The 19,578-nt window shown below is 73.2% G+C and carries 9 protein-coding genes; 2 read left to right on the forward strand and 7 right to left on the reverse strand.

Annotated elements, in window-relative coordinates:
• Window positions 1-12: 12 nt before the first annotated feature.
• Genes BM060_RS08565 through BM060_RS08595 form a run of 7 tightly spaced genes read right to left on the reverse strand, consistent with a single transcriptional unit; the run spans window position 13 to window position 15,913 of the window.
• Window positions 13-777, reverse strand: a complete 765-nt coding sequence (locus BM060_RS08565; RefSeq protein WP_074979201.1) for a thioesterase II family protein — start codon at window positions 775-777, stop codon at window positions 13-15.
• A 5-nt stretch (window positions 778-782) separates the two neighbouring features.
• Window positions 783-1,898: a saccharopine dehydrogenase NADP-binding domain-containing protein gene (locus BM060_RS08570; RefSeq protein ID WP_074979203.1), complete on the reverse strand. Its 1,116-nt coding sequence runs from the start codon at window positions 1,896-1,898 to the stop codon at window positions 783-785.
• A complete protein-coding gene (locus tag BM060_RS08575; protein ID WP_074979205.1) occupies window positions 1,895-7,312 on the reverse strand; it encodes a non-ribosomal peptide synthetase in 5,418 nt (1,805 codons plus the stop codon). Before BM060_RS08575 ends, BM060_RS08570 begins: the two co-directional genes overlap by 4 nt.
• The gene (locus BM060_RS08580) at window positions 7,309-10,800 is read right to left on the reverse strand and encodes a non-ribosomal peptide synthetase (RefSeq protein WP_074979207.1); all 3,492 of its coding nucleotides are present in this window, start codon (window positions 10,798-10,800) and stop codon (window positions 7,309-7,311) included. The genes BM060_RS08575 and BM060_RS08580 overlap by 4 nt, the downstream gene beginning before the upstream one ends.
• The gene (locus BM060_RS08585) at window positions 10,790-12,550 is read right to left on the reverse strand and encodes an ATP-binding cassette domain-containing protein (protein ID WP_074979209.1); all 1,761 of its coding nucleotides are present in this window, start codon (window positions 12,548-12,550) and stop codon (window positions 10,790-10,792) included. The genes BM060_RS08580 and BM060_RS08585 overlap by 11 nt, the downstream gene beginning before the upstream one ends.
• Window positions 12,547-14,277, reverse strand: a complete 1,731-nt coding sequence (locus BM060_RS08590; RefSeq protein WP_074979211.1) for an ABC transporter ATP-binding protein — start codon at window positions 14,275-14,277, stop codon at window positions 12,547-12,549. The genes BM060_RS08585 and BM060_RS08590 overlap by 4 nt, the downstream gene beginning before the upstream one ends.
• Window positions 14,270-15,913 carry a (2,3-dihydroxybenzoyl)adenylate synthase gene (locus tag BM060_RS08595; protein WP_074979213.1) on the reverse strand — a complete coding sequence of 548 codons (1,644 nt, stop codon included), beginning with the start codon at window positions 15,911-15,913 and terminating at the stop codon, window positions 14,270-14,272. Before BM060_RS08595 ends, BM060_RS08590 begins: the two co-directional genes overlap by 8 nt.
• 386 nt (window positions 15,914-16,299) lie before the next feature.
• On the opposite strand from BM060_RS08595, the gene BM060_RS08600 reads away from it, so the two are divergent.
• Both BM060_RS08600 and BM060_RS08605 read left to right on the forward strand, forming a co-directional pair.
• Window positions 16,300-17,205, forward strand: coding sequence for a helix-turn-helix domain-containing protein (locus tag BM060_RS08600; protein ID WP_082936770.1), 906 nt, complete (start codon window positions 16,300-16,302; stop codon window positions 17,203-17,205).
• Window positions 17,206-17,349: 144 nt separating this feature from the next.
• Entirely contained in the window at window positions 17,350-19,572 is a 2,223-nt protein-coding gene (locus tag BM060_RS08605; RefSeq protein WP_245323001.1) for a TonB-dependent siderophore receptor, read from the forward strand.
• Window positions 19,573-19,578 lie beyond the last annotated feature (6 nt).

A 19,578-nucleotide genomic window follows, 5' to 3' on the forward strand; every position in this document is an offset into this window, starting at 1 on the left:
CTTGCGAGGGTCTCAGGGCCACAGTTGCCAGGCCGGCTCGCGGTAACTGGCGAGCCAGCCGCCGAGGTGGTCGAGCACGGCGCGGCGCTGGGCGCGCAGGTAGAAATGGCCGCCGGCGAAATGCCGCACATCCAGCCCACAGCGGCTGGCGGCGGCCCAGGCCAGGGCCTCGTCATCGTTCACTTCGTCGTCGTCCTCCCCCAGCAGCAGCGAGACAGGGCAATCCAGCGGCTCGACGCGCTCGCGCCGGTAGCGCTCGATCAGCCGGTAGTCCGCCCGCAATGCCGGCAGGAACAGCTCGCGCACGGCCGGCTCGTCCAGTGCCCAGGGCAGGCCGTCGGACTGCCGGCGCACGTCCGCCAGCAGCGCCGCGTCCGCCTGCCGGTGCAGGCTGCCGCCACGCTGGCGATGGGGCGGCGGGTGCGCGGAGACGAACAGGTGCAGGGGCGCCCGCCCGCGCCCCTGCAGGGCCAGGGCGACCTCGTAGGCCACGGCCGCCCCCATGCTGTGGCCGAACAGCGCCAGCGGGCGCTCGTCGAGGCCGGCGCAGGCTTCGGCGATGCAGGCGGCCATGGCCTCCAGGCTGGCCGCCGGCGCCTCGCCGTGGCGCTCTTCCCGCCCCGGGTACTGGACGGCCAGCAGTTCCACGTCCGGCTCCAGGTGCTTGCGCCAGTCGCGGAAGAAGCTCGCGCTGCCGCCGGCATGGGGCAGGCACAGCAGGCGGAAGCCGGGGCTCGGCAATCCGGAAAAGCGGCGCAGCCAGGGACTTTCCGGCATCCCTCTCACAATGCGCCCTCCACTGCCTGGCCGCGCTCCGCGGCGGCCTCGCCCAGGCCCAGGCGCAGCTCGGGCAGCCAGGCCTGCAAGCGCTCCAGGCAGCTACTTGGCGGCAATACCTCGGCGGCGAAATGCAGCCCGGGAGGCAATCGCTCCAGGCACTCCACGGCGAAGGCCGCCATGGCCGCCGTCAGGCGCGAGCCGTCGCCAGCGCGCAACCAGGCGCTGCGCTGCACCTCGCGCCCGCCGCTGCAGCAGCTCAGCTCCACGGCCAGCAACTGGTAGGGCGTGCGCCCGGCGGCGTCCAGGCGGCTGGCGGCGACCAGTTCGGCAACCCTCCCGGCCCTGTCGCTTTCCGCCGCTCCGCGCCCCTGGATGCGCCGCAGGCAGGCCAGCAACTGGCCGTCCTCGAACAGATTGAAGGCACTGCCGCGGGCCACGCCCAGCGAGGCGAACAGCCGCTGCCCCTCCGCGCCCAGGTAGGCCGTGGCCAGCAAGTCGCGGTTGCCGCTCCATGGGCGCCGCAACGCCTCGACGGGCGCACCGCTCCAGGCCACTGCGCGCCCGTCGCACCAGGCCTGGCGGGCCCGCCCGAAACCGTAGGCCGGGTCGAGGCTGAGCAGGAAGTCCTCGGCGGCGCTGGCGGAAAGCACCCCCAGGCCGCCGGCGTAGCAGCGCATCTCGTCGATGCGTTGCAGGCCGGCGGCCAGGTAGCGCGGCAGCAGCCCGGACAGCCCCGGCAACATGCCGGCCGAGAGCAGCGCGCGACGGCCCGCGGGCACCTGGCCTTCGAGGCGCTGCCAGAGCAGGTCGTCGCCGCCGACGTCCAGGTAGTCGGCGCCTGCCGCCAGGGCCGCCCGCGCCACGCGGTCGAGCACCCGGTAGCTGGGGCCGGCGCAGTTGACCACCAGGCGGCAGCCGGCGACGAAACCGCGCAGCGCGCCTTCGTCGTTCAGGTCCAGGGGCTGCGCCTGCACGGCCCCTGGTTCCCCGGCCAGGCGCTGCAATGCCTGCGGGTCGCGCCCGCCGATGCGCAGCCGGTGGCCCGGCCGCAACAGCCGGACGACCTCGCGACCAACGCTGCCGCTGGCGCCCAGCAGGCCTATGGGTGCGTCATTCATGCCGGTGTCTCCTGCCGTTGGCCGCAGGCCCGCGCCACCGCCTGGACGTGGGGCGCCTGCATGCAGCTGAAGTGGTCGCCGGGCACGTCGACCACCTGCAGGCGGCCCAGGCACAGCTCGCGCCAGTAGGCGCTCATGTCGCGATGCATGCCCGGCAACACCTGGACCTCGCCGGTCTGGCGGACGAACAGCATGTCGCCGTCGTAGGGCGTGGCCTGGTGCAACGCCACCGCCGCCAGGCTGTGGCGCAACACGCGCAGCTGCTCGCCGAGCCAGTCCAGGTCGCTGAATTGCGAGCCGGCATGGCGCATGGCCAGGGCGATGGCCTGCAGGCGCTGCCCGGGCGAGCGCGCCGCCAGCCGGCGCATGGCCGCCAGGGCGTCGCGGGTCTGCGGGCGCTCCTCCAGTTCCTGCCATACGCCCCGCGTCACCCGCCCCGGGGTGCGCCGCAGGGCCTCGGCGATGGCCTGCTCCAGGCCGGCTTCGTCCAGCGGGTAGCCCAAGGCGCGTGGGTCGGCCTGCATCACCCGGGCGAACACGTATTCAGCCAGCAGGTCGTCCTCGATCAGGAACGGCACGCGGTAGCTGCTGATCACCGTCAGCGCCTCGACCGCCACGCCCCGCGCCTTCAGGCAGCTCGCCAGCTCGCTGGCCAGCAGGCCGCCCAGGCAGTAGCCGACGATGCTCAGGCTACGCAGCCCGGCGGCTTGCAGGGTGTCGGCATAGCTTTCGGCCAGTCGGCGGATGGCCTGCTCGGGCTCCAGCGCCAGGTAGCCGGCCACGTCGGCCAGCACCAGCCCGTCGGCGCCGCCTTCCAGGGCGCCGAACAGCGCGCGGTAGGGCGCCAGGGTGCCGCTGCCGTCGTGGACGAAGATGCGCTTGTGGCCTGCCGCCTGTTCGCGGATCGAGACCAGCGGCGAACCCGGCCGCAGCTCGTCGCGGGCGCGGACGAAATCGGCCAGCGCGGCCACCGTCGGCTGGTTGATCAACTGGCGCAGCAACTGGTCCCACTGCACGCTGCGCAATGCCGGCAGCCGTTCGCGCAGGCGGCCGACCACCTGGGCCACCAGCAGCGAATCGCCGCCCAGCTCGAAGAAGCCCTGCTCGCGGCCTACCGCCGGCACCCGCAGGGTTTCCTGCCAGACCTCGGCGATGGCGCGCTCCAGCTCGTCCCGCGGCGGTTCACCGCTGGCGGCGGACTGCTCGGCGCCGCGGGTGCGCAGCGAGGCCAGGGCCTGGCGGTCGACCTTGCCGTTGGCGGTCAGCGGCAGTTCGTCGAGCACCAGCAGCTCCGCCGGCAGCATGTACTGTGGCAGGCGCAGGGCCAGGTGCTCGCGCAGCGCCGCCGGCTCCAGGCGCTGGCGGTCGGCCTTGAAGCGGGCGATGAACAGGTGCTGGCCGATGCAGGACATGGCCTCCCCGGCCTCCGGCAGGCAGAGCGGCGCTTCGGCCCCGGCCTCGGCCAGCAGGGCCTGCCATTGCTCGCGGCGCAGAAAGGTGGTGTCCAGCTCGCGGCGCAGGTCCTCGAACTCGGTGAGGCCTTCCTTGAACTCCATCGACGCCATGATCTGGTAGGTGTCGCGGGTGGCCTCGATGAACACCAGCCAGCCGCCCGGCGCCAGCATGCGCCGCAGGCGCGCCAGCACCCGGCCGGCATCGCGGGCGTTGTGCAGCACGTTGGCGCAGAGGATCACGTCCAGCGAGTTGTCGGCGATGCCCTGGCACCAGGGCTCCTGGTTGAGGTCGAACAGGCCGTAGCGCACCCAGGGATAATCGGCGAAGCGTTCGCGGGCCTCGTTGAGGAAATACTGCGAGAGGTCGGTGAACTGGTAGTCCACCGGCAGCCCCGCCAGCGCCGGGATCAGGTCGCAGCTGGTGCCGCCGACGCCGGCGCCTATCTCCAGCAGGCGCAGCGGCCGTTCGGCGTCGAAGTCGGCGGCGATGCGGCGCAGCGCGGCGCACACCGCGCGGTTCAGGTACTGGCTGATGAGGTTGCGCCGGTAGGCGCCGTCGGCCACCTCGGTGCGCCCTTCGGGGAACAGCAGGTGCAGCGGGTCCAGCCGGTCGCTCATCAGCTCGGGCAGGCGCTCCTGGCTCTCGCGCAGGTAGCGCAGCACCTCGGCCCCCCAGCCCACCTTCGGCTCCAGCTCGTCGATGCGGGCCCAGGCCTGGCGCAACGCGTCCTCGCGGACCTGCAGGCGGCAGTAGCCGCCACGGGCCTCGTCGAAGGCCAGCAGGCCCTCCTCCGCCAGGGCGCGCAGCCAGCGGCGGATCAGCCGGCGGTTGCGCGGGGCGACCTCGCAGGCTTGGCAGATGTCGTCCAGGGAGTGCCCACGGCCGTCGTCGTCGAACAGCCCCGGCCGCTTCAACGCGGCGGCCATGGCCAGCAGCGCGGCGCGCTCGACCTGCTCCGACATCTCGCGGATATGCCCTGGGTCCAGCCCGGCGCCGACGCCCTGCCCGGCCGCCCGCGCCTGCCCGGCCAGGTCCCCGGGCCAGGCCGCCGGTGTCGTTGCGGGCGCGGCGCAGAGGAAGGCCACCAGGCGCCGCTCCAGGGCCTCCTCGCCCTGGGCCACCACCACCGCGGACTGCACGCCCGGGTAGTCGAGCAAGGCGCTCTCGACCTCGGCCAGTTCTATGCGGTGGCCGCGCACCTTCACCTGGAAGTCCTCGCGGCCGAGGAACTCGATGCTGCCATCCGCCAGGTAGCGCCCCAGGTCGCCGGTGCGGTACAGGCGCTCGCCGCTGACGGGGTGGCGGATGAAACGCTCCGCGGTCTTCTGCGCATCGCCCAGGTAGCCCAGGGCCAGGCCCTCGCCGGCGATGTAGAGTTCGCCGGCCACGCCGTCCGGGCGGTCGCGCAGGCGCTCGTCGAGCACATGGAAGCGCTGGTTGGCCAGCGGCCGGCCGTAGGGAACGCTGCGCCAGTGCGGCGGCACCTCGTCCAGTGGCTGGATGATCGACCAGATCGCCGCCTCGGTGGCGCCGCCCAGGCCCACCAGGCGCAGGCGCGGCAGCGACGCGGCGCTCTCCGCCGCCAGGTTGAGCGGAATCCAGTCGCCGGAGAGCAGTGCCAGGCGCAGGCGCTGCGGCGCCGCACCGGGCTCCGAGCGCAGGTAGTGCAGGAGCATCTGCAGTTGCGCCGGCACCGAGTTCCACAGGGTCACGCCCTGCTCGCGGGCGCAGGCCGCCCAGTGGGAGGGATCGCCGCGCCGTTGCGCGTCGGGCAGCACCAGGGTGGCGCCGGCGGCCAGCGCGCCGAAGATGTCGTAGACCGACAGGTCGAAGCCCAGGCTGGCCAGGCCCAGGATGCGGTCGTCGGCGTCGACCTGGAAGCGCTCGTTGATGTCCGCCAGGGTGTTCAATGCCGCCTGGTGGCTGATCATCACGCCCTTGGGGACGCCAGTGGAGCCGGAGGTGTAGATGACGTACGCCAGCTCCCCCGGCTGCGCGGGCGAGGCCGGCAGCGGCGCGCCGGCATAAGGCTGCAGGCGGTCCACGGCGAGCGCCTGGACGATCCGCGCCGGCCAGGCCAGGCGGCCCTCCAGCGCCGAATGGGTGGCCACCCGCCACACCCCGGCATTCTCCAGGATCAGCTCGCGGCGCGCCTCGGGCTGGCTGGTGTCCAGCGGCAGGTAGGCGGCGCCGGCCCGCAGGATGCCGAGCACGGCGATGATCTGCTCGATGCCCTTGTCCATGCACACCGCGACGCGCTCGCCGCGCTGGCAGCCGGCGTCGAGCAAGGCGGCGGCGACGGCCTCGGCGCGCGCGGCCAGTTCGGCGAAGTCCAGGCTCCGCCCGCCCTGCACCAGGGCCGGGTGCCGGGGCGCCAGGCGCGCCCGGGCGAACACCGGCTCGTGCAGCAGGCCCTCGGGCAGCGGCGCATCGGTCTGGTTGGCCAGTTCGCGCGCCAGGCGCTGGGTGGCGGGCAGCTCCAGGCAGTCGTCCAGCGCCCAGGCCGAGGGTTCGCGCGCCAGGCGCAGCAGCAGCGCGCAGAAGGCATCGAACATGGCGCGCAGCACGGGCTCGGCAAAGGCGCCTTCGCGGTAGTCCCAGTTCAGCCACAGGCCGCCGTCGCGCTCGGAGACCTGGCAGTCGATCAGCACCTGGGGCGTCTGGCTGATGCCATGGACCAGCTCGGCGCCGGGCATGAACGGGCCGCGACCGGCCTCGCCGCCGGCGCCCAGCGTGCTGGTGAAGGCGTAGGGCAGCAGCGCGGCGTCGCGCCCCCGGCGGCGCGCCAGCTCGCGCAGCACCTCGATGCCGGAGAACAAGCGGTGGTCCATGTCCTCCCACAGGCGCGCCTGCAGTTGCGCGGCGCGCTCGGCGAAGCTGCCGGCCTGGCGGGTGTCCACCTGCAGCACCTCCACCGAGCTGAAGTCGCCCACCAGGCGCTCCACCTGGGGATGCAGCGCCAGGCGATTGAGCAACGTCAGGCTCAGGCAGAAGTCGCCGCGCCGGCTCCAGCGCCCCAGGGTTTCCGCATAGGCGGCGAGCACCGCGGCGGAGACGCCGATGCCGGCGCCGGCGGCGTTGAGGCCGAGGGCGCGGTAGTCGCGCTCGTCCACCTGCAAAGCCAGGCGGCGGAAGCGCGCCCCCGGCTGCGCGTCGGCCAGGGGCAACTCGGGCGCGCCGGGCAGGCCGTCGATGCGGGCCAGCCAGTAGTCGCGGTCGCGGCCGTAGCGCGGCCCTTCGCGCAGGCGGCGCTCGGCCAGGACGTAGTCGCGGAAGCTGATCCGCGCCGGCTCCGCCAGGGTGCCGCCGTGGTACAGCTGGTGCAGTTCGCCGAGCAGCATGCGCACGCTCTGGTAGTCGCACACCAGCAGGTCCACCGACAGGTGCAGGAAGTCGCCGGCAGCGCCGTGGCTGACGCACAGCTCCACCAGCGGCCAGCAGTCCGGGCCGGCGCGGCGCAGCTCCATGCGTTCGCGCAGTTCGGCCAGGCGGCGCCCTTCGGCATCCAGCCTGTGCTCCGCCAGCCGGTAGCAAGGCACCTCGGCCAGGATGCGCTGGTGGCCCTCGGCGCTGACCACGGCGCGGAGCATGGGATGGCGTTCGATCAGTTGGTTCCAGGCCCGTTCCAGGCGCGCGACCTCGAGGCCGGGGAAGGCGAACTCCAGGTAGCCGTGGCAGGCGACGCCGCCGTGGGCGAAGGCCGTGCTGCGGCCGAGCAGGTAGGCGGCCTGCACGTCGGTCAGCGGGAAGGGCTCGCCCTGCTCCGCCGGATCGCCCTGCAAGGCCTGCTCGCGTTCCGCCGCCAGGGCGCGCAGCAATTCGTCGCGGGCCTGGCGCAGGCGCTGCAGCAGCGCCTCGTCCAGGGCCCCGGCCGGGGCCCGGTAACGCAGCAGGCCGTGCTCTTCCCATAGCTCGACGCCCAGCATGTCGAGCTCGTTGCGCAATGCGTGGATATTCATAGTGCCCCTTCCTCCAGTGGGTTGGCGCCCGCCCGCCGCTGCGCCTGCCGGGCCGCCACCAGGGCGGCCTGGGCGGCGACGCTGGCGGCGCCGAAAAAGTCCTTGAGTGTCAGTTCCACGCCGAAGCCACTGGCCAGGCGCTCGATCAGGCGGGTGGCCAGCAGGCTGTTGCCGCCCAGGGCGAAGAAGCCCTGGTGGCGGCCCACCCGCGGCACCTCCAGCAGCGCCTGCCAGTGCCGGGCGACCGCGCTTTCCAGTTCGCCCTGCGGCTCCTCGTCCGGCGCCAGGGCGCTGCCCTGGAGCTGCTCCTGCAGCAGCCAGGCCAGGGCCTTGCGGTCCACCTTGCCGTTGCCGCTCAGGGGCAGCCGGGGCAAGGCGAGCATGCGTTCGGGCAGCATGTGGGGCGGCAGCCAGTCAGCGGCCCAGCCACGCAGCTGTTCTTCCGCGGGCGTCTCGCGGCCGCCGGCCGGCACCACCGCGGCGACCAGGCTGGCCCGGGCGCCGGGCAGCACCAACGCAACGGCGCGCGCCAGCGCCGGGTGGCGTTCGAGCACCGCCTCGACTTCGGCGAGTTCCACCCGGTGGCCGCGCAGCTTCACCTGCTGGTCCAGGCGGCCGAGGAATTCCAGGGTGCCGTCGGGCCAGTAGCGGCCCAGGTCGCCGGTGCGGTACCAACGTTCGCCGCCCTGTTCGACGAAGCGCTGGCGGGTCAGCGCCGCTTGCCCGCGATAGCCCAGGGCGACGCCGGCGCCGCCGATCCACAGCTCGCCGGGGACCCAGTCCGGGCAGTCCCGGCCGAGGCCGTCGACCACCCGGTAGCGCTGGTTTTCCAGCGGCCGCCCGTAGGGGATCGAACGCCACTGCGGCGGCACCTCCGCGACTTCCTGGGCATTCGACCAGATCGCCGCCTCGGTGGCCCCGCCCAGGGCCACGAAGCGGCAGCCGGGGGCGACCTGGCGCAGACGCGGCGGCAGGTCCAGGCCGATCCAGTCGCCGGAGACCAGGGCCAGGCGCAGGCCGCCCAGGCCGAGGCCGCCGCGGTTGCGCAGCAGCAGCATGTCGAGCAATGCCGGCACCGAGTTCCACAGGGTGACGCCGTGCCGGCGCAGCAGCTGCAGCCAGTGCGTCGGTTCCTTGCGCAGGGCCTCGGCCGGCAGGACCAGGGTGCCGCCGACGCCGAGCACGGCGAAAAGGTCGAATACCGAGAGGTCGAAATCCAGCGCCGAAACCCCGAGCAGGCGGTCGCTGGCCGCCAACCGGTAGCGCCGGCGCAGCGCATCCAGGGTGTTCTGCGCGGCGCCGTGGGCCACTTCGACGCCCTTGGGCTCGCCGCTGCTGCCGGAGGTGAAGATCACATAGGCGACAGCCGAGGGTTCCACCGGCAAGGGCTTGGCCAGGGGCTCGTAGGCCTGGCTGGCGGCCAGCTCGCGCACCACCGTGCCGGCTGGCCAGGCGTCCTCCCCGGCCCGCTCGGAGTCGGTCAGCACCAGGCGCACCCCGGCATGGCGCAGGATGGCCGCGCGCCGCGCCGGCGGCTGTTCGATCCCCACCGGGACGTAGCACGCGCCGGCGGCAAGCGCGCCCAGCACGGCGATCACCTGGCCCGCCCCCTTGGGCAGCGTGATGGCCACGCCGTCGCCGGCCGCCACGCCCCATTCGCGCAGCGCCGCGGCCAGGCGCAGGGCGGCCTCGGCCAGTTCGGCGTAGCTGTACTGGCGTTCCTGCTCGTCGTGGGCCACCAGGGCCAGGTTATGGGGGTTGTTCCGCGCCTGGGCGAAGAAGCCCTGGTGCAGCACGCCGGGCTCCAGGTCCGCGCGGGTGTCGTTGACCTGGTAGCGCACCTGCGCTTGCGCCGCCGGCAGTTCCAGCGACACGGGTTGGCCCCAGTCCTGCTCGGCCAAACCTTCGAGCAGGCGCTCATAGGCGGCGAACATGGCTTCCAGCAGGCCGTCGGGAAACAGCCCCTCGACCGCATCCCAGTTCAGCAACAGGCCCTCTTCCAATGGGTAGGTCTGGTGGTCGAGCCAGACCTGGGGCGTCTGCGACAGCGCCCAGCCGGGACGGCCAAGGGTTTCGCGGCAACGCGCGTCCACCAGCGGCTCGCCGAGGTTGCAGGCGAACACCACGGGGGCGCCCAGGCCTTCGCCGTCCTGGCGCTGGGCCAGCTCGCGCAGCACCTCCATGCCCGACCAGGCCGCGTGGCCCAGGTCCCGGTGCAGTTGCGCCTGCAAGGCGGCGGCCTGCCCGGCGAAGCTGCCCGCGCGGGAAAGGTCCACCTCCAGCAGCACCAGGTTGGAGAAGTCCGCGACCATGTGCGCCACGCCGCTGTCCAGCGGCTGGCGGTCGAACAACGGCAGGTTGAGGAGGAAACGCTGGCTGGCGCTCCAGCGCGCCAGGACCTGGGCGTAGGCGCAGGCCAGCACGCTGGCCAGTGTCAGGCCGTGCGCCCGGGCACGGGCTTCCAGGCGCGCCAGATGCGGCTTCTCCAGCAGGAACTGCAGGCGGCGGAAGCGTGGCCGGCCCAGTGACTCGGGGGCCTGGGCCAGGGGCAGTTGCGGCGGGCCGGGCAGCGTGTCCAGGCGCGCACGCCAGTATTCGCGCGCACTGGCCAGCTGCGGCCGGCGCAGCTCGCGCTGGGCCGCCAGGTAGGCCGGGAAGTCCATGCCCAGCATCGGCAGCGTCTCGCCCTCGCCCCGGTAGAAGGCTGCCAGGTCGCGCAGCAGGATGGCGAAGCTGAGCACGTCGGCGACCAGCAGGTCCAGGTTCAGGTGCAGCCGGCTGCGGCCATCGGGCAGCAGGCTCAGTTGCAGGTCGAAGACCTGCCCGCTGGCGACGTCCAGGCAGCGGTGCGCCAGCGCTTCGCGCAGTTGCGCCAGGCGCGCTTCGCGCTCGGCCCGCTCGAGGCGGCGCAGGTCATGCACGCGCAGGCCGGCCCAGGCCGGTTCGCCGCGGATGCGCTGGCGCCCGTCGGCGAGGAACTGCGCACGCAGCATGGCGTGCCGCTGGCACAGCGCGCGTACCGCGGCTTCCAGGCGCGGCGGGTCGAGCTCGCCGGCGTCCAGTTCCTGGTACAGCTGGCAGGCCACCCCGCCAAGGCTGCGCTGCTCGTCGCGGCCCAGCCAGTAGGCCTGCTGCAGGGCTGTCAGTTCGAACCCCTCGCCCGTCTCGGGCACAACCGGCGACGGCCCGGCCACCTCGCCGGCGCGCTCGGCGAACAGGCGCAGCCAGGCCTGCAGGGTCGGCCGCTCCATCAGTTCGGCAACGCCGACGCGCACGCCGTGGCGGGCCAGCAGTGCGGGCAGGCGCATGAGATTGATGGAGTCCAGGCCCTGTTCGATCAGCGACAGTTCGGCGTCGATGTCGGCGGCGTCGCAGCCCAGGGCCGGCGCGAGCCAGTCGCGCAGGCTGTGTGGATCGGTGCCGGCGAGGCAATCGCCGGGGCGCGCCCGGGGTGAATGAGCGCATGCCAGTGCTGGGTCATCGTTCATGGTGGGCAATCCTTGCGGAAGCGGGGTGGATGGGGCCACGCAGGCGCCAGCGGTTGACCGCTTCGCGTTCGTGGAACAGCTCTCGGTAACGGCCCGGCTGGGCCAGAAGCTGACGGTGGGTGCCGCGCTGCACCAGGCGGCCCTGGTCGAGCACGAGGATCTGCGCGGCGTGTTCGGCGAGGCTCGGCCGGTGGGTGGCCAGCAACAGCGTGTGGCGGCCGGCGAGGCCGAGCAGCAGGCGGTTGATGCGCGCCTCGCTGGCCGGGTCCAGGGCCGCGGTGGGTTCGTCCAGCAGCAGCACGGGGGCGCCCTTGAGCAGCAGGCGGGCCAGGGCCAGGCGCTGCCGCTCGCCGCCGGACAGGCCGGCCCCGGCCTCGCCCAGGGGGCTATGCCAGCCCTCGGCCAGGCGTGCCGCGAGGCTTTCCAGGCCACAGGCGCGGGCCGTCGCCAGCAGGGTCGCATCGCTGGCCGCGGGGTCGCCCAGGCGCAGGTTGTCCAGCAGGCTGCCGGGCAGGACCCCGCAGTCCTGCGGCAGCAACGCCAGGTAGCGATCGCGCTCGGCGGCGGCCACCTCGCGCAGGTCGACGCCGCCCAGCAGCACCCTGCCCGCATCCGGGTCGGCGCAACGCGCCAGCAGGCGCAGCAGGCTCGACTTGCCAGCCCCGGAGGCGCCCACCAGCAGGTTGAGCGAGCCGGGCGCCAGGTCGAGTTCGATGCCGTCCAGCACCCGCCGTTCCTGGCGCACCAGGCCCAGGCCGTGGGCCTGCAGACGCGGGTCGGCGGGCAGCCGCGGCCGGGCGGGCTCGGGCAACGGCGGCACCTGCAGCACCTGGCGCAACTGGCGCAGGCCGTGGCGCGTCTGGCGCAAGGTGGCGCCCAGGTTCACCAGCGTGCCCATGGGCTCCACCAGGCAGGTCGCCAGCAGCCCCAGGGCGAGGAACTCGGTGGCCGCCAGCTGCCCGCCGAGCACCGCGTGCAGCCCGCCCAGCAACAAAAGCGTGTACAGCGCCTGCAACGCGCCGGCCAGGCCCAGCGCGGCCGGGAAGGTGCGCCAATGGGCGCGGCGCTGGGCGCGGCGCTGTTCCTCCAGGGCCTGTTCGAGCAGGGCGAAGCCGGCCTCGGTGCGCCCGCTGACGCGCAGCAACGCCTGCTGGCGAACGAACTCCAGGACCCGCGCCGCCGCCTCGGTGCCCGCCCGCTCGCCACCCTCCTCGGCCTCGCCGCCCCAGCGCACGCCCCAGCGGTAGAACAGCCACAGCGGCAGCGCCGCGGCCAATCCCGCCAGGGCCAGGCGCGGCATCTGCAAGGCCAGCACGCCGAGCAGCGCGAGCGGCGTCAGCACCGCGTTGAGCAGCGGCTGCAACAGGTGCGCCGGGACGCTCATCACCTGCAGGACGTTGTAGGTGACCAGGCGGTTGAGCTCGGCGGCGCGGCGCTCGGCGAACCACTCCAGGGGCAGCCGCGCCAGGTGCTGCCCGAGGCGCCGGTTCAGCCCGCGGGCGGCTTCGGCGCCGGCGCGGTAGCCGAGCAACTGGGCATGCCGGCGCAGCCACAGGCAGAGCGTGGCCAGCCCGGCGAAGGCCGGCGGCCAGTGCCACGCCGGCGCGTCGCCGAACAGCTCGCCGAAGGCCAGCGGCAGCAAGCCCAGGGCCAGCCCCTGGGCGCCAGCCGCGGCGGCCATGGCCAGCACCGCCAGGCGCAGGCGCCGGGCCTGGGCCGGCTGCAGGCAGCGCAGCAGTTCGACGATCATGCGCCGCCCCCCTGCTCCGCCGCCCACAGCCGGGCGTAGGTCCCGCCCTGCTGCAGCAGCGCCTCGTGGCGCCCCCGCTCAAGCACCCGGCCGCCACCGAGCACGACGATCTGCTCGGCGTCGCGCAGGCTGGCCAGGCGGTGCGCGATCACCAGCAGCGTGCGGCCGGCCGCCAGCACCGACAGGGCCTGCTGGATGGCCGCCTCGGATTCCGGGTCGGCCGCGGCGGTGGCTTCGTCCAGCACCAGGATAGGGGCATCGGCCAGCAGCGCGCGGGCGATGGCCAGGCGCTGCCGCTCGCCGCCGGACAACGCCTGGCTGCCGTCCAGCACGGTGGCGTAGCCCTGGGGCAATTGTTCGATGCGCGCGTCGATCTGCGCGGCCCGCGCCGCGGCCCTGACCTCGTCGAGGGTGGCCTCGGGCCGCGCCAGGCGCAGGTTGTCCAGCACGCTGGCGCGCAGCAGGCGGACTTCCTGGAAAACGAAGGCGACCTGCCGGTACAGGGTGGCGGCGTCTATCTCGCGCAGGTCCACGCCGCCGATGCGGATGGCGCCGCCGCTGACGTCGGCGAAGCGCGGCAGCAGGCTGGCCAGCGTCGACTTGCCGGCGCCGGACTCGCCCACCAGGGCGGTCAGCGTGCCCGGCGCCAGCACCAGGTCGATGCCGTCCAGGGCCAGGCTGCCGTCGGCGCGCCTCAGGCTCACCGCATCGAAGCGCACTTCGCTGCCCTCGGGCTGGCGCGGCCGCGCCGGTTGCGGCAAGGGCGCGGTGGCCAGCAATTCGCCAATGCGCCGCGCGGCCTCGCGGCCCTGGACGATGGCGTCGCCGCCGTGCCCCAGCGCCGCCACGGGCGCGGCCAGCGCCGGGCCGAGCAAGGCGAAGGGCAGCAGCTGCACCGGTTGCAGTTCGCCGGCCAGCACCAGGCCGCTGCCGGCCAGCAGCACCAGGGCGATCATCAGCAGCGGCGAGAGCAGTACCTCGACGCTGGCGCCCAGCCCGGCCCAGCGTCCGACCCAGGCGGAGAAGAAGCGGGCGAAGTCTTCCACGGCGGCGAAGAAGGCGCCCTGCACCTGCCCGGAACGGCCGAAGGACTTGACCATGGCGATGCCCTGGACGAAGCCCAGGGTCGCCTGGGACAGGCCGCCGATGGCGGCCCCCAGGGCCTGGCGGTCGGCACGGTAGGCGGCCGAGCGCAGCGCGGCGAGGCGCCACAGCGCCAGCAGCGGCGGCAGCAACACCACCAGGGTCATGCGCCAGTCCTTCAGCGCCAGGTAGGCCAGGCAGGCAGCCGGCGCCACCAGCGCCGCGGCCAGGTTGTTGGGCAGGTGCGCCACCAGGTGATGCAGGGCGCCGACGTCGTCCACCAGCACCCGGTTCAGCCGCGCCAGATTGCGCCCGGCGTACCAGCCCAGGGGCAGGCGCCCGAGATGGGCGGCCAGGCGGCGGCGCAGGTGCAGCTGCAGGTCGCTGTCGGCCAGGTGGGTCATGTGCAGCGCGCAGCTCAGGCCCAGCAGGCGCAGCAGCAGCGCGGCGGCGCCGGCCAGGGCCAGGAGCGGCGCCCGGTCGTCATCGAGGTGCCCGGCGAGCAGCGCCGGCGCCAGTTCGGCCAAGGCCACGAAGGGCAGGATGCCGGCCAGCGCCGACACGGCCTGCAACGCCACCGCCAGCAGCAGGCGGCCGCGCACGGGGCGCAGCAGCGCCGCCAGGGAGAAGCCCGCCTCAGCCACGCGCGCTCGCCTCCCGCGGGGTGAAGTACTGCCGCTGGAGGGTCTCGCGCAGGTGCCGGCGGCTGACCTTGCCGACGCCGGTCTGCGGGAAGGCCTCGAGGAACTCGAAGCGGTCCGGCAGCTTGAACGCCGCCAGCCCGCAGCCGCGCAGGTAGGCCTTGAGTTCGGCGGCGGCGGCCGCCGAGCGGCGGATCACGAAGGCGCAGCTGCGTTCGCCGAGGAAACCGTCGGGCATCGCCACCAGCGCCGCGTCCAGCACCGCGGGGTGCGCCAGCAGCAGGTTCTCCACCTCCTCCGCGGCGATCTTCTCGCCGCCGCGGTTGATCAGGTCCTTGTCGCGCCCTTCCACCACCAGGTAGCCGTCGGCGGTCAGCGCCACGCGGTCGCCGGAGCGGTAGAAGCCGTCGGCCGTGAAGCACTCGGCGTCCTGCCCGGGGTTCCGGTAGTAGCCGCGGATGGTGTAGGGCCCGCGGGTCAGCAGCAGGCCCACCTGCCCGGGCGGCAGGTCGTTGCCCTGCTCGTCCACCACCCGCACCTCGTCCGCCGGCGACAACGGCCGGCCCTGGGTGCGCAGCAGGTGCTCGGCGTCGTCGTCCGGGCGGGTGTAGCAGATCAGCCCTTCGGCCATGCCGAACACCTGCTGCAGGCGGCAGCCCAGGGTCGGCCCGACGCGCCGCGCCGCCGCCTCGCTCAGCCGCGCGCCGCCCACCTGCAGCAGCAGGCCGGGCAGGCCGCGCCCGCGAAGCTCGGCGGCCTCCATCCACACCAGGGCCAGCGGCGGCACCAGGGCGGTATGGCTCACGCCCTCGGCCTCGACCAGCGGGAAGCAGCATTCCGGCGTCGGCTGCGCGGCGGTCACCACCCGCCCGCCGCTGTACAGGGTGCCCATGAACCCCGGGCAGCACATGGGGAAGTTGTGCGCCATGGGCAGCGCCGCCAGGTAGGTGCTGTCCGGCCCCAGGCCGCACAGCTCGGCGCTGGCGCGCAGGTTGTAGAGGTATTCCCGGTGCCGCCGCGGAATCAGCTTGGGCACGCCGGTGGAGCCGCCGGACAGCTGGAAGCAGGCCACCGCCTCCGGCGCCGGCTCGGGCAACGCCAGGGGCTCGGCGCGGTAGAGGTCGGCCAGGGCGACGAACTCCTGCGCCTCGCCGGCCACCAGCACGTGGCGCAGCTGCGGCTGCTCCGCCTGCAGCCGCCGGGCCAGCGCGCGGAAGTCGAAGTCAGCGGCGCGGTCGGCGCAGATGTAGGCGCGGGCCCCGGCGAAGCGGCAGAAGCTGGAAAGCTCCAGCTCGCGGTGCGCCGGCAGGGCGAAGATCGGCCGCGCGCCAAGTCGGTACAGGGCGAAGCAGGCCTCGACGAAGGCGATGCCGTTGGGCAATTGCAGCAGCACGTTGTCCCCGGCGCGCAGGCCCAGGCCGTGCAGGCCGGCGGCCAGGCGGTCGACCCGCGCGTCCAGCTCGCGGTAGCTCAGGCGCCGCGCCCCTTCCACCAGCGCTTCGCGTTCGGCGAAACGCCGGGCGGCCTCGCGCAGCAGGCCGGAGAAGGTCTCCTCGCGCCAGTAGCCGGCATCCCGGTAGCGCTGGACATAGGCCTCGGGCCAATCGGGGCAGTCGATGCGGTCGTCGCGGGTGGTCATCTTGCTTCCTCGCTGGTTGCGGGCATGAGCGGGCCTGCGGCCTTGCGGGGAAGGCCGTACAGGGCGTCTGCGGGGTATGGGTGGCGGCAAGGCGTGCCGCTTCGGTGCGCCGGGCGCACCCGGGCAATGCTGCGGGGGAGGTCCCTCTCCGATTGTTGCGAGTGATTATCAATATCCCGGCGATCCGCCAGCGGCAAGGACCGCCGCCTTCGATCCCGCGCCTTTTTCTTTGGATCGTGGAACCCGCGCCCACCGCCAGGGCGCGCGCAGGGCCCGCGGGCCGGGACATGACGGCCTGGCCCGGCACAAACAATAATAATTCTCATTCATGGATCGACTTCGCCGTGCTAGCCTGGGGCCTCCATCCGCCAGGCAAGGAGAGAAGGATGTCCAGCAGCAAGGCCATGCAGCGCAGCGTGCCCAGCGACTTCACCCTGAGCGTGCCCGGCTGCGGCGCCACTCCGGCGGGCGAGGCCGCGGCGGACATCACCCTGTCCGCCGGCACCGTGGTGGTCCAGACCCAGGGCTGGATGCAGGAGCCGCTATGGAAGGGCCTGAAGCTGATCCTGGTGCTCAGCGGCCGTCTCGACTGCCGCGTCGAGGGCCTGCCCCCGGTGGAGATCCGCGGCCCCACCCTGTGCGCGGTGGCCAACCAGGGCGAGTTCTGCGGCGACCACCTGTTCGCCAGCGGCGTGCCGGTGCGCTACACCACGGTGCAACTGGATTTCCCGGCGATCCGCAGTGTCGGCCTGGAGCCCGAGCGGCTGTTCCGCCAGCGCCACGACGGCGGGCCGGTGCTGTTCTGCCGCCCGGCCTCGCGCTCGCTGCTGGCCCTGGCCCGGCAGATCGCCACCTGCCCGCTGCACGGCCCTTCCCGCGCCTTCTACCTCGGCGGCAAGGCGCTGGAGATGACCGCCCTGGGCCTGGAGGACCTGCTCGCCGACCAGCCCCCGGGCAGCGCCGCCGAGGCGCGCCTGAACTCCGCCGACCTGGAGCGGGTGCAGGCTGCCCGCGAGCTGCTGTGCCGCGACCTGCAGCATTCGCCGCCGCTGGCCACGCTGGCGCGCCAGGTGGGGCTGAACGCGCGCAAGCTCACCGAAGGCTTCCGCCAGCTGTTCGGCAGCAGCGTCTATGCCTACCTGCAGGAGGTCCGCCTGAGCGAGGCCTACCGCCTGCTGGCCAGCGGCGAGAGCAACGTCTCCAGCGCCGCCTACCGCGTCGGCTACAGCCCGGCGCACTTCTCCATCGCTTTCCGCAAGCGCTTCGGGGTGTCGCCCCGGGAGCTGCGCTGAGCCCGTGGCGGAGCGCAGGTTCCGCGGTTTTTCCCGATCGAAAGAAATGGTCGCGCAATCCAATGTTTTCCCCCGGCGCCATGAATGCTTGTTGAGATAAGTTCGCATTCGCATTTTTGAACCCCTCTCAGCATGGAGCGAAACATGGCAACCGGCCCCGGGCAGATCAGCCCCCTACACTTCCCTTCCCACCTGCTGCCGCGCGGCCTGCGCCTGGCCGGGGCGATACACGCCCTGGCCCTGGGCATCGGCCTGGCGAGCCTGCCGGGCCAGGCCCAGGCCGCGGACGACGAGCGCCAGGAGCAGGACGTGCTGTCGCTGGACAGCAGCACCGTGCTCGGCGCCGGCGAGAGCCCGGTGGGCCCGGTGCCCGGCGTGGTGGCCCAGCGCAGCCTCAGCGGCACCAAGACCGACACGCCGATCCGCGAGGTGCCGCAGGCCCTGTCGGTGGTCACGCGCAAGGAGATGGACGAACAGAAGGCGCAGTCGGTGGCCGAGGCGCTGCGCTACACCGCCGGCGTGCAGGACAGCACCGGCGCCGCCTCGCAGCGCTTCGACTCGATCAAGATCCGTGGCTTCGATGTCTCCAGCACCGGCATGCTGCGCGACGGCTTGCGCGGCACCACCACCCAGGCCTGGCCGAAGGTCGAGCCCTACGGCCTGGAGCGGGTCGAGGTGCTCAAGGGCCCGGCCTCGGTGCTCTATGGGCAGAACGCCCCCGGCGGGGTGGTCAACCAGGTCAGCAAGCGCCCGCTGGACCAGCCCTTCCACGAGGTGGAAGTGGTCGGCGGCAACCACGACCGACGCCAGGGCCAGTTCGACTTCAGCGGCCCGCTGGACGACGAAGGCAAGTTCCTCTACCGGCTCACCGGCCTGGGCCGCGACAGCGACACCCAGACCGACCACATCGTCGACCGCAAGACCTTCGTCGCCCCGGCCTTCACCTGGCGCCCCAACGAGGACACCGACCTGACCGTGCTGGCCGAGTACGCCGAGGACGAGTTCGGCGCGCCAAGGGTGTTCGTGCCGCTGCGCGGCAGCCTGCTGTCCAACCCCAACGGCAAGATCAAGCACAACCAGTTCCTCGACGAGCCGGGGCTGGACAACCACCGCACCCAGTACGCCCTCGGCTACCTGCTGGACCACCGCCTGAACGACGTCTGGAGCCTGCACTCCAGCGCGCGCTACAGCCACGTCAACCTGCTCACCAATACCGCCAGCGGCATGGGCCTGGCCGCGGACCAGCGCACCCTGATGCGCAGCGCCTACCGCTTCCGCATCATCGGCGACGTCTATGCCCTGGACAACAACGCCCAGGCGCGCTGGAACATCGGCGACACCGAGATGACCTCGCTGCTGGGCCTGGACTACCGGCGCACCCGCGAGGACTACTACCTGCGCGCCGGCAAGGCCGCCTCCATCGACATCTTCAACCCGGTGTACGGCCAGGGCTTCGGCCCCATCGACCGGCCCATGGCGCAGACCCAGCAACGCGCCGACCAGGTCGGCGTCTACGCCCAGCAGCAGTTCACCTTCGACAAGCACTGGGTGCTCAGCCTCGGCGGCCGCCAGGACAGCTCCAGCGCGCGCACCGACAATCGCCTGGCGGACAGCGGCAGCAAGCAGCGCGACGAGAAGTTCACCTACCGCGCCGGCCTGGTCTACCTGGCGGACAACGGCCTGGCGCCCTACGTCAGCTACTCCACTTCGTTCAACCCCTCCCTGGGCACCGACTTCTACGGCAACGCCTACAAGCCGCTGACCGCCAAGCAGTCGGAGGTCGGCGTGAAATACCAGCCCAAGGGCTACGACGGCTTCGTCACCCTGGCCGCCTACGAACTGACCCAGGAGAACGTGCTGACCACCGACCCCAACAACAACCTCAACCAGGTGCAGACTGGCGAGGTGCGGGTGCGCGGCCTGGAACTGGAGGGCAAGGCCAGCCTGGCCCGGGGCCTGGACCTGATCGGCAGCGCCACCTACAACGACGCCGAGGTGACCAGGAGCAACAACCCCGTGGAGAAGGGCCACCGGCCGACCAACACGCCGCGCAAGATGGCCTCGCTGTGGCTGGACTACACCCAGCCCGACGGCCCCCTCGCCGGCCTGGGCTTCGGCGCCGGGGTGCGCTACCTCGGGCGCACCGAGGCAGACGCGGCCAATACCATCACGGTGCCCTCCTACACCCTGCTGGACGCCGCCGTGCACTATGAGCTGGGCCAGCTGTTCCGCGAGGCCAAGGGGCTGCGCCTGTCGCTCAACGCCAGCAACCTGACCGACAAGCACTACTACAACGGCTGCAGCGCGAGCAGTTGCACCATCGGCGAGGACCGCAGCCTGATCGCCAGCCTGAGCTACCGCTGGTAGGCCGCC

The organism is Pseudomonas citronellolis (assembly GCF_900112375.1).
Classification (GTDB): Bacteria; Pseudomonadota; Gammaproteobacteria; order Pseudomonadales; family Pseudomonadaceae; genus Pseudomonas; species Pseudomonas citronellolis.

Excerpts from the sequence above, each read along its gene's own strand:
- BM060_RS08565 (WP_074979201.1), bottom strand. The coding sequence starts at position 777 with ATGCCGGAAAGTCCCTGGCTGCGCCGCTTTTCCGGATTGCCGAGCCCC.
- BM060_RS08570 (WP_074979203.1), bottom strand. The coding sequence starts at position 1,898 with ATGAATGACGCACCCATAGGCCTGCTGGGCGCCAGCGGCAGCGTTGGT.
- BM060_RS08575 (WP_074979205.1), bottom strand. The coding sequence starts at position 7,312 with ATGAATATCCACGCATTGCGCAACGAGCTCGACATGCTGGGCGTCGAG.
- BM060_RS08580 (WP_074979207.1), bottom strand. The coding sequence starts at position 10,800 with ATGAACGATGACCCAGCACTGGCATGCGCTCATTCACCCCGGGCGCGC.
- BM060_RS08585 (WP_074979209.1), bottom strand. The coding sequence starts at position 12,550 with ATGATCGTCGAACTGCTGCGCTGCCTGCAGCCGGCCCAGGCCCGGCGC.
- BM060_RS08595 (WP_074979213.1), bottom strand. The coding sequence starts at position 15,913 with ATGACCACCCGCGACGACCGCATCGACTGCCCCGATTGGCCCGAGGCC.
- BM060_RS08600 (WP_082936770.1), top strand. The coding sequence starts at position 16,300 with ATGTCCAGCAGCAAGGCCATGCAGCGCAGCGTGCCCAGCGACTTCACC.
- BM060_RS08605 (WP_245323001.1), top strand. The coding sequence starts at position 17,350 with ATGGCAACCGGCCCCGGGCAGATCAGCCCCCTACACTTCCCTTCCCAC.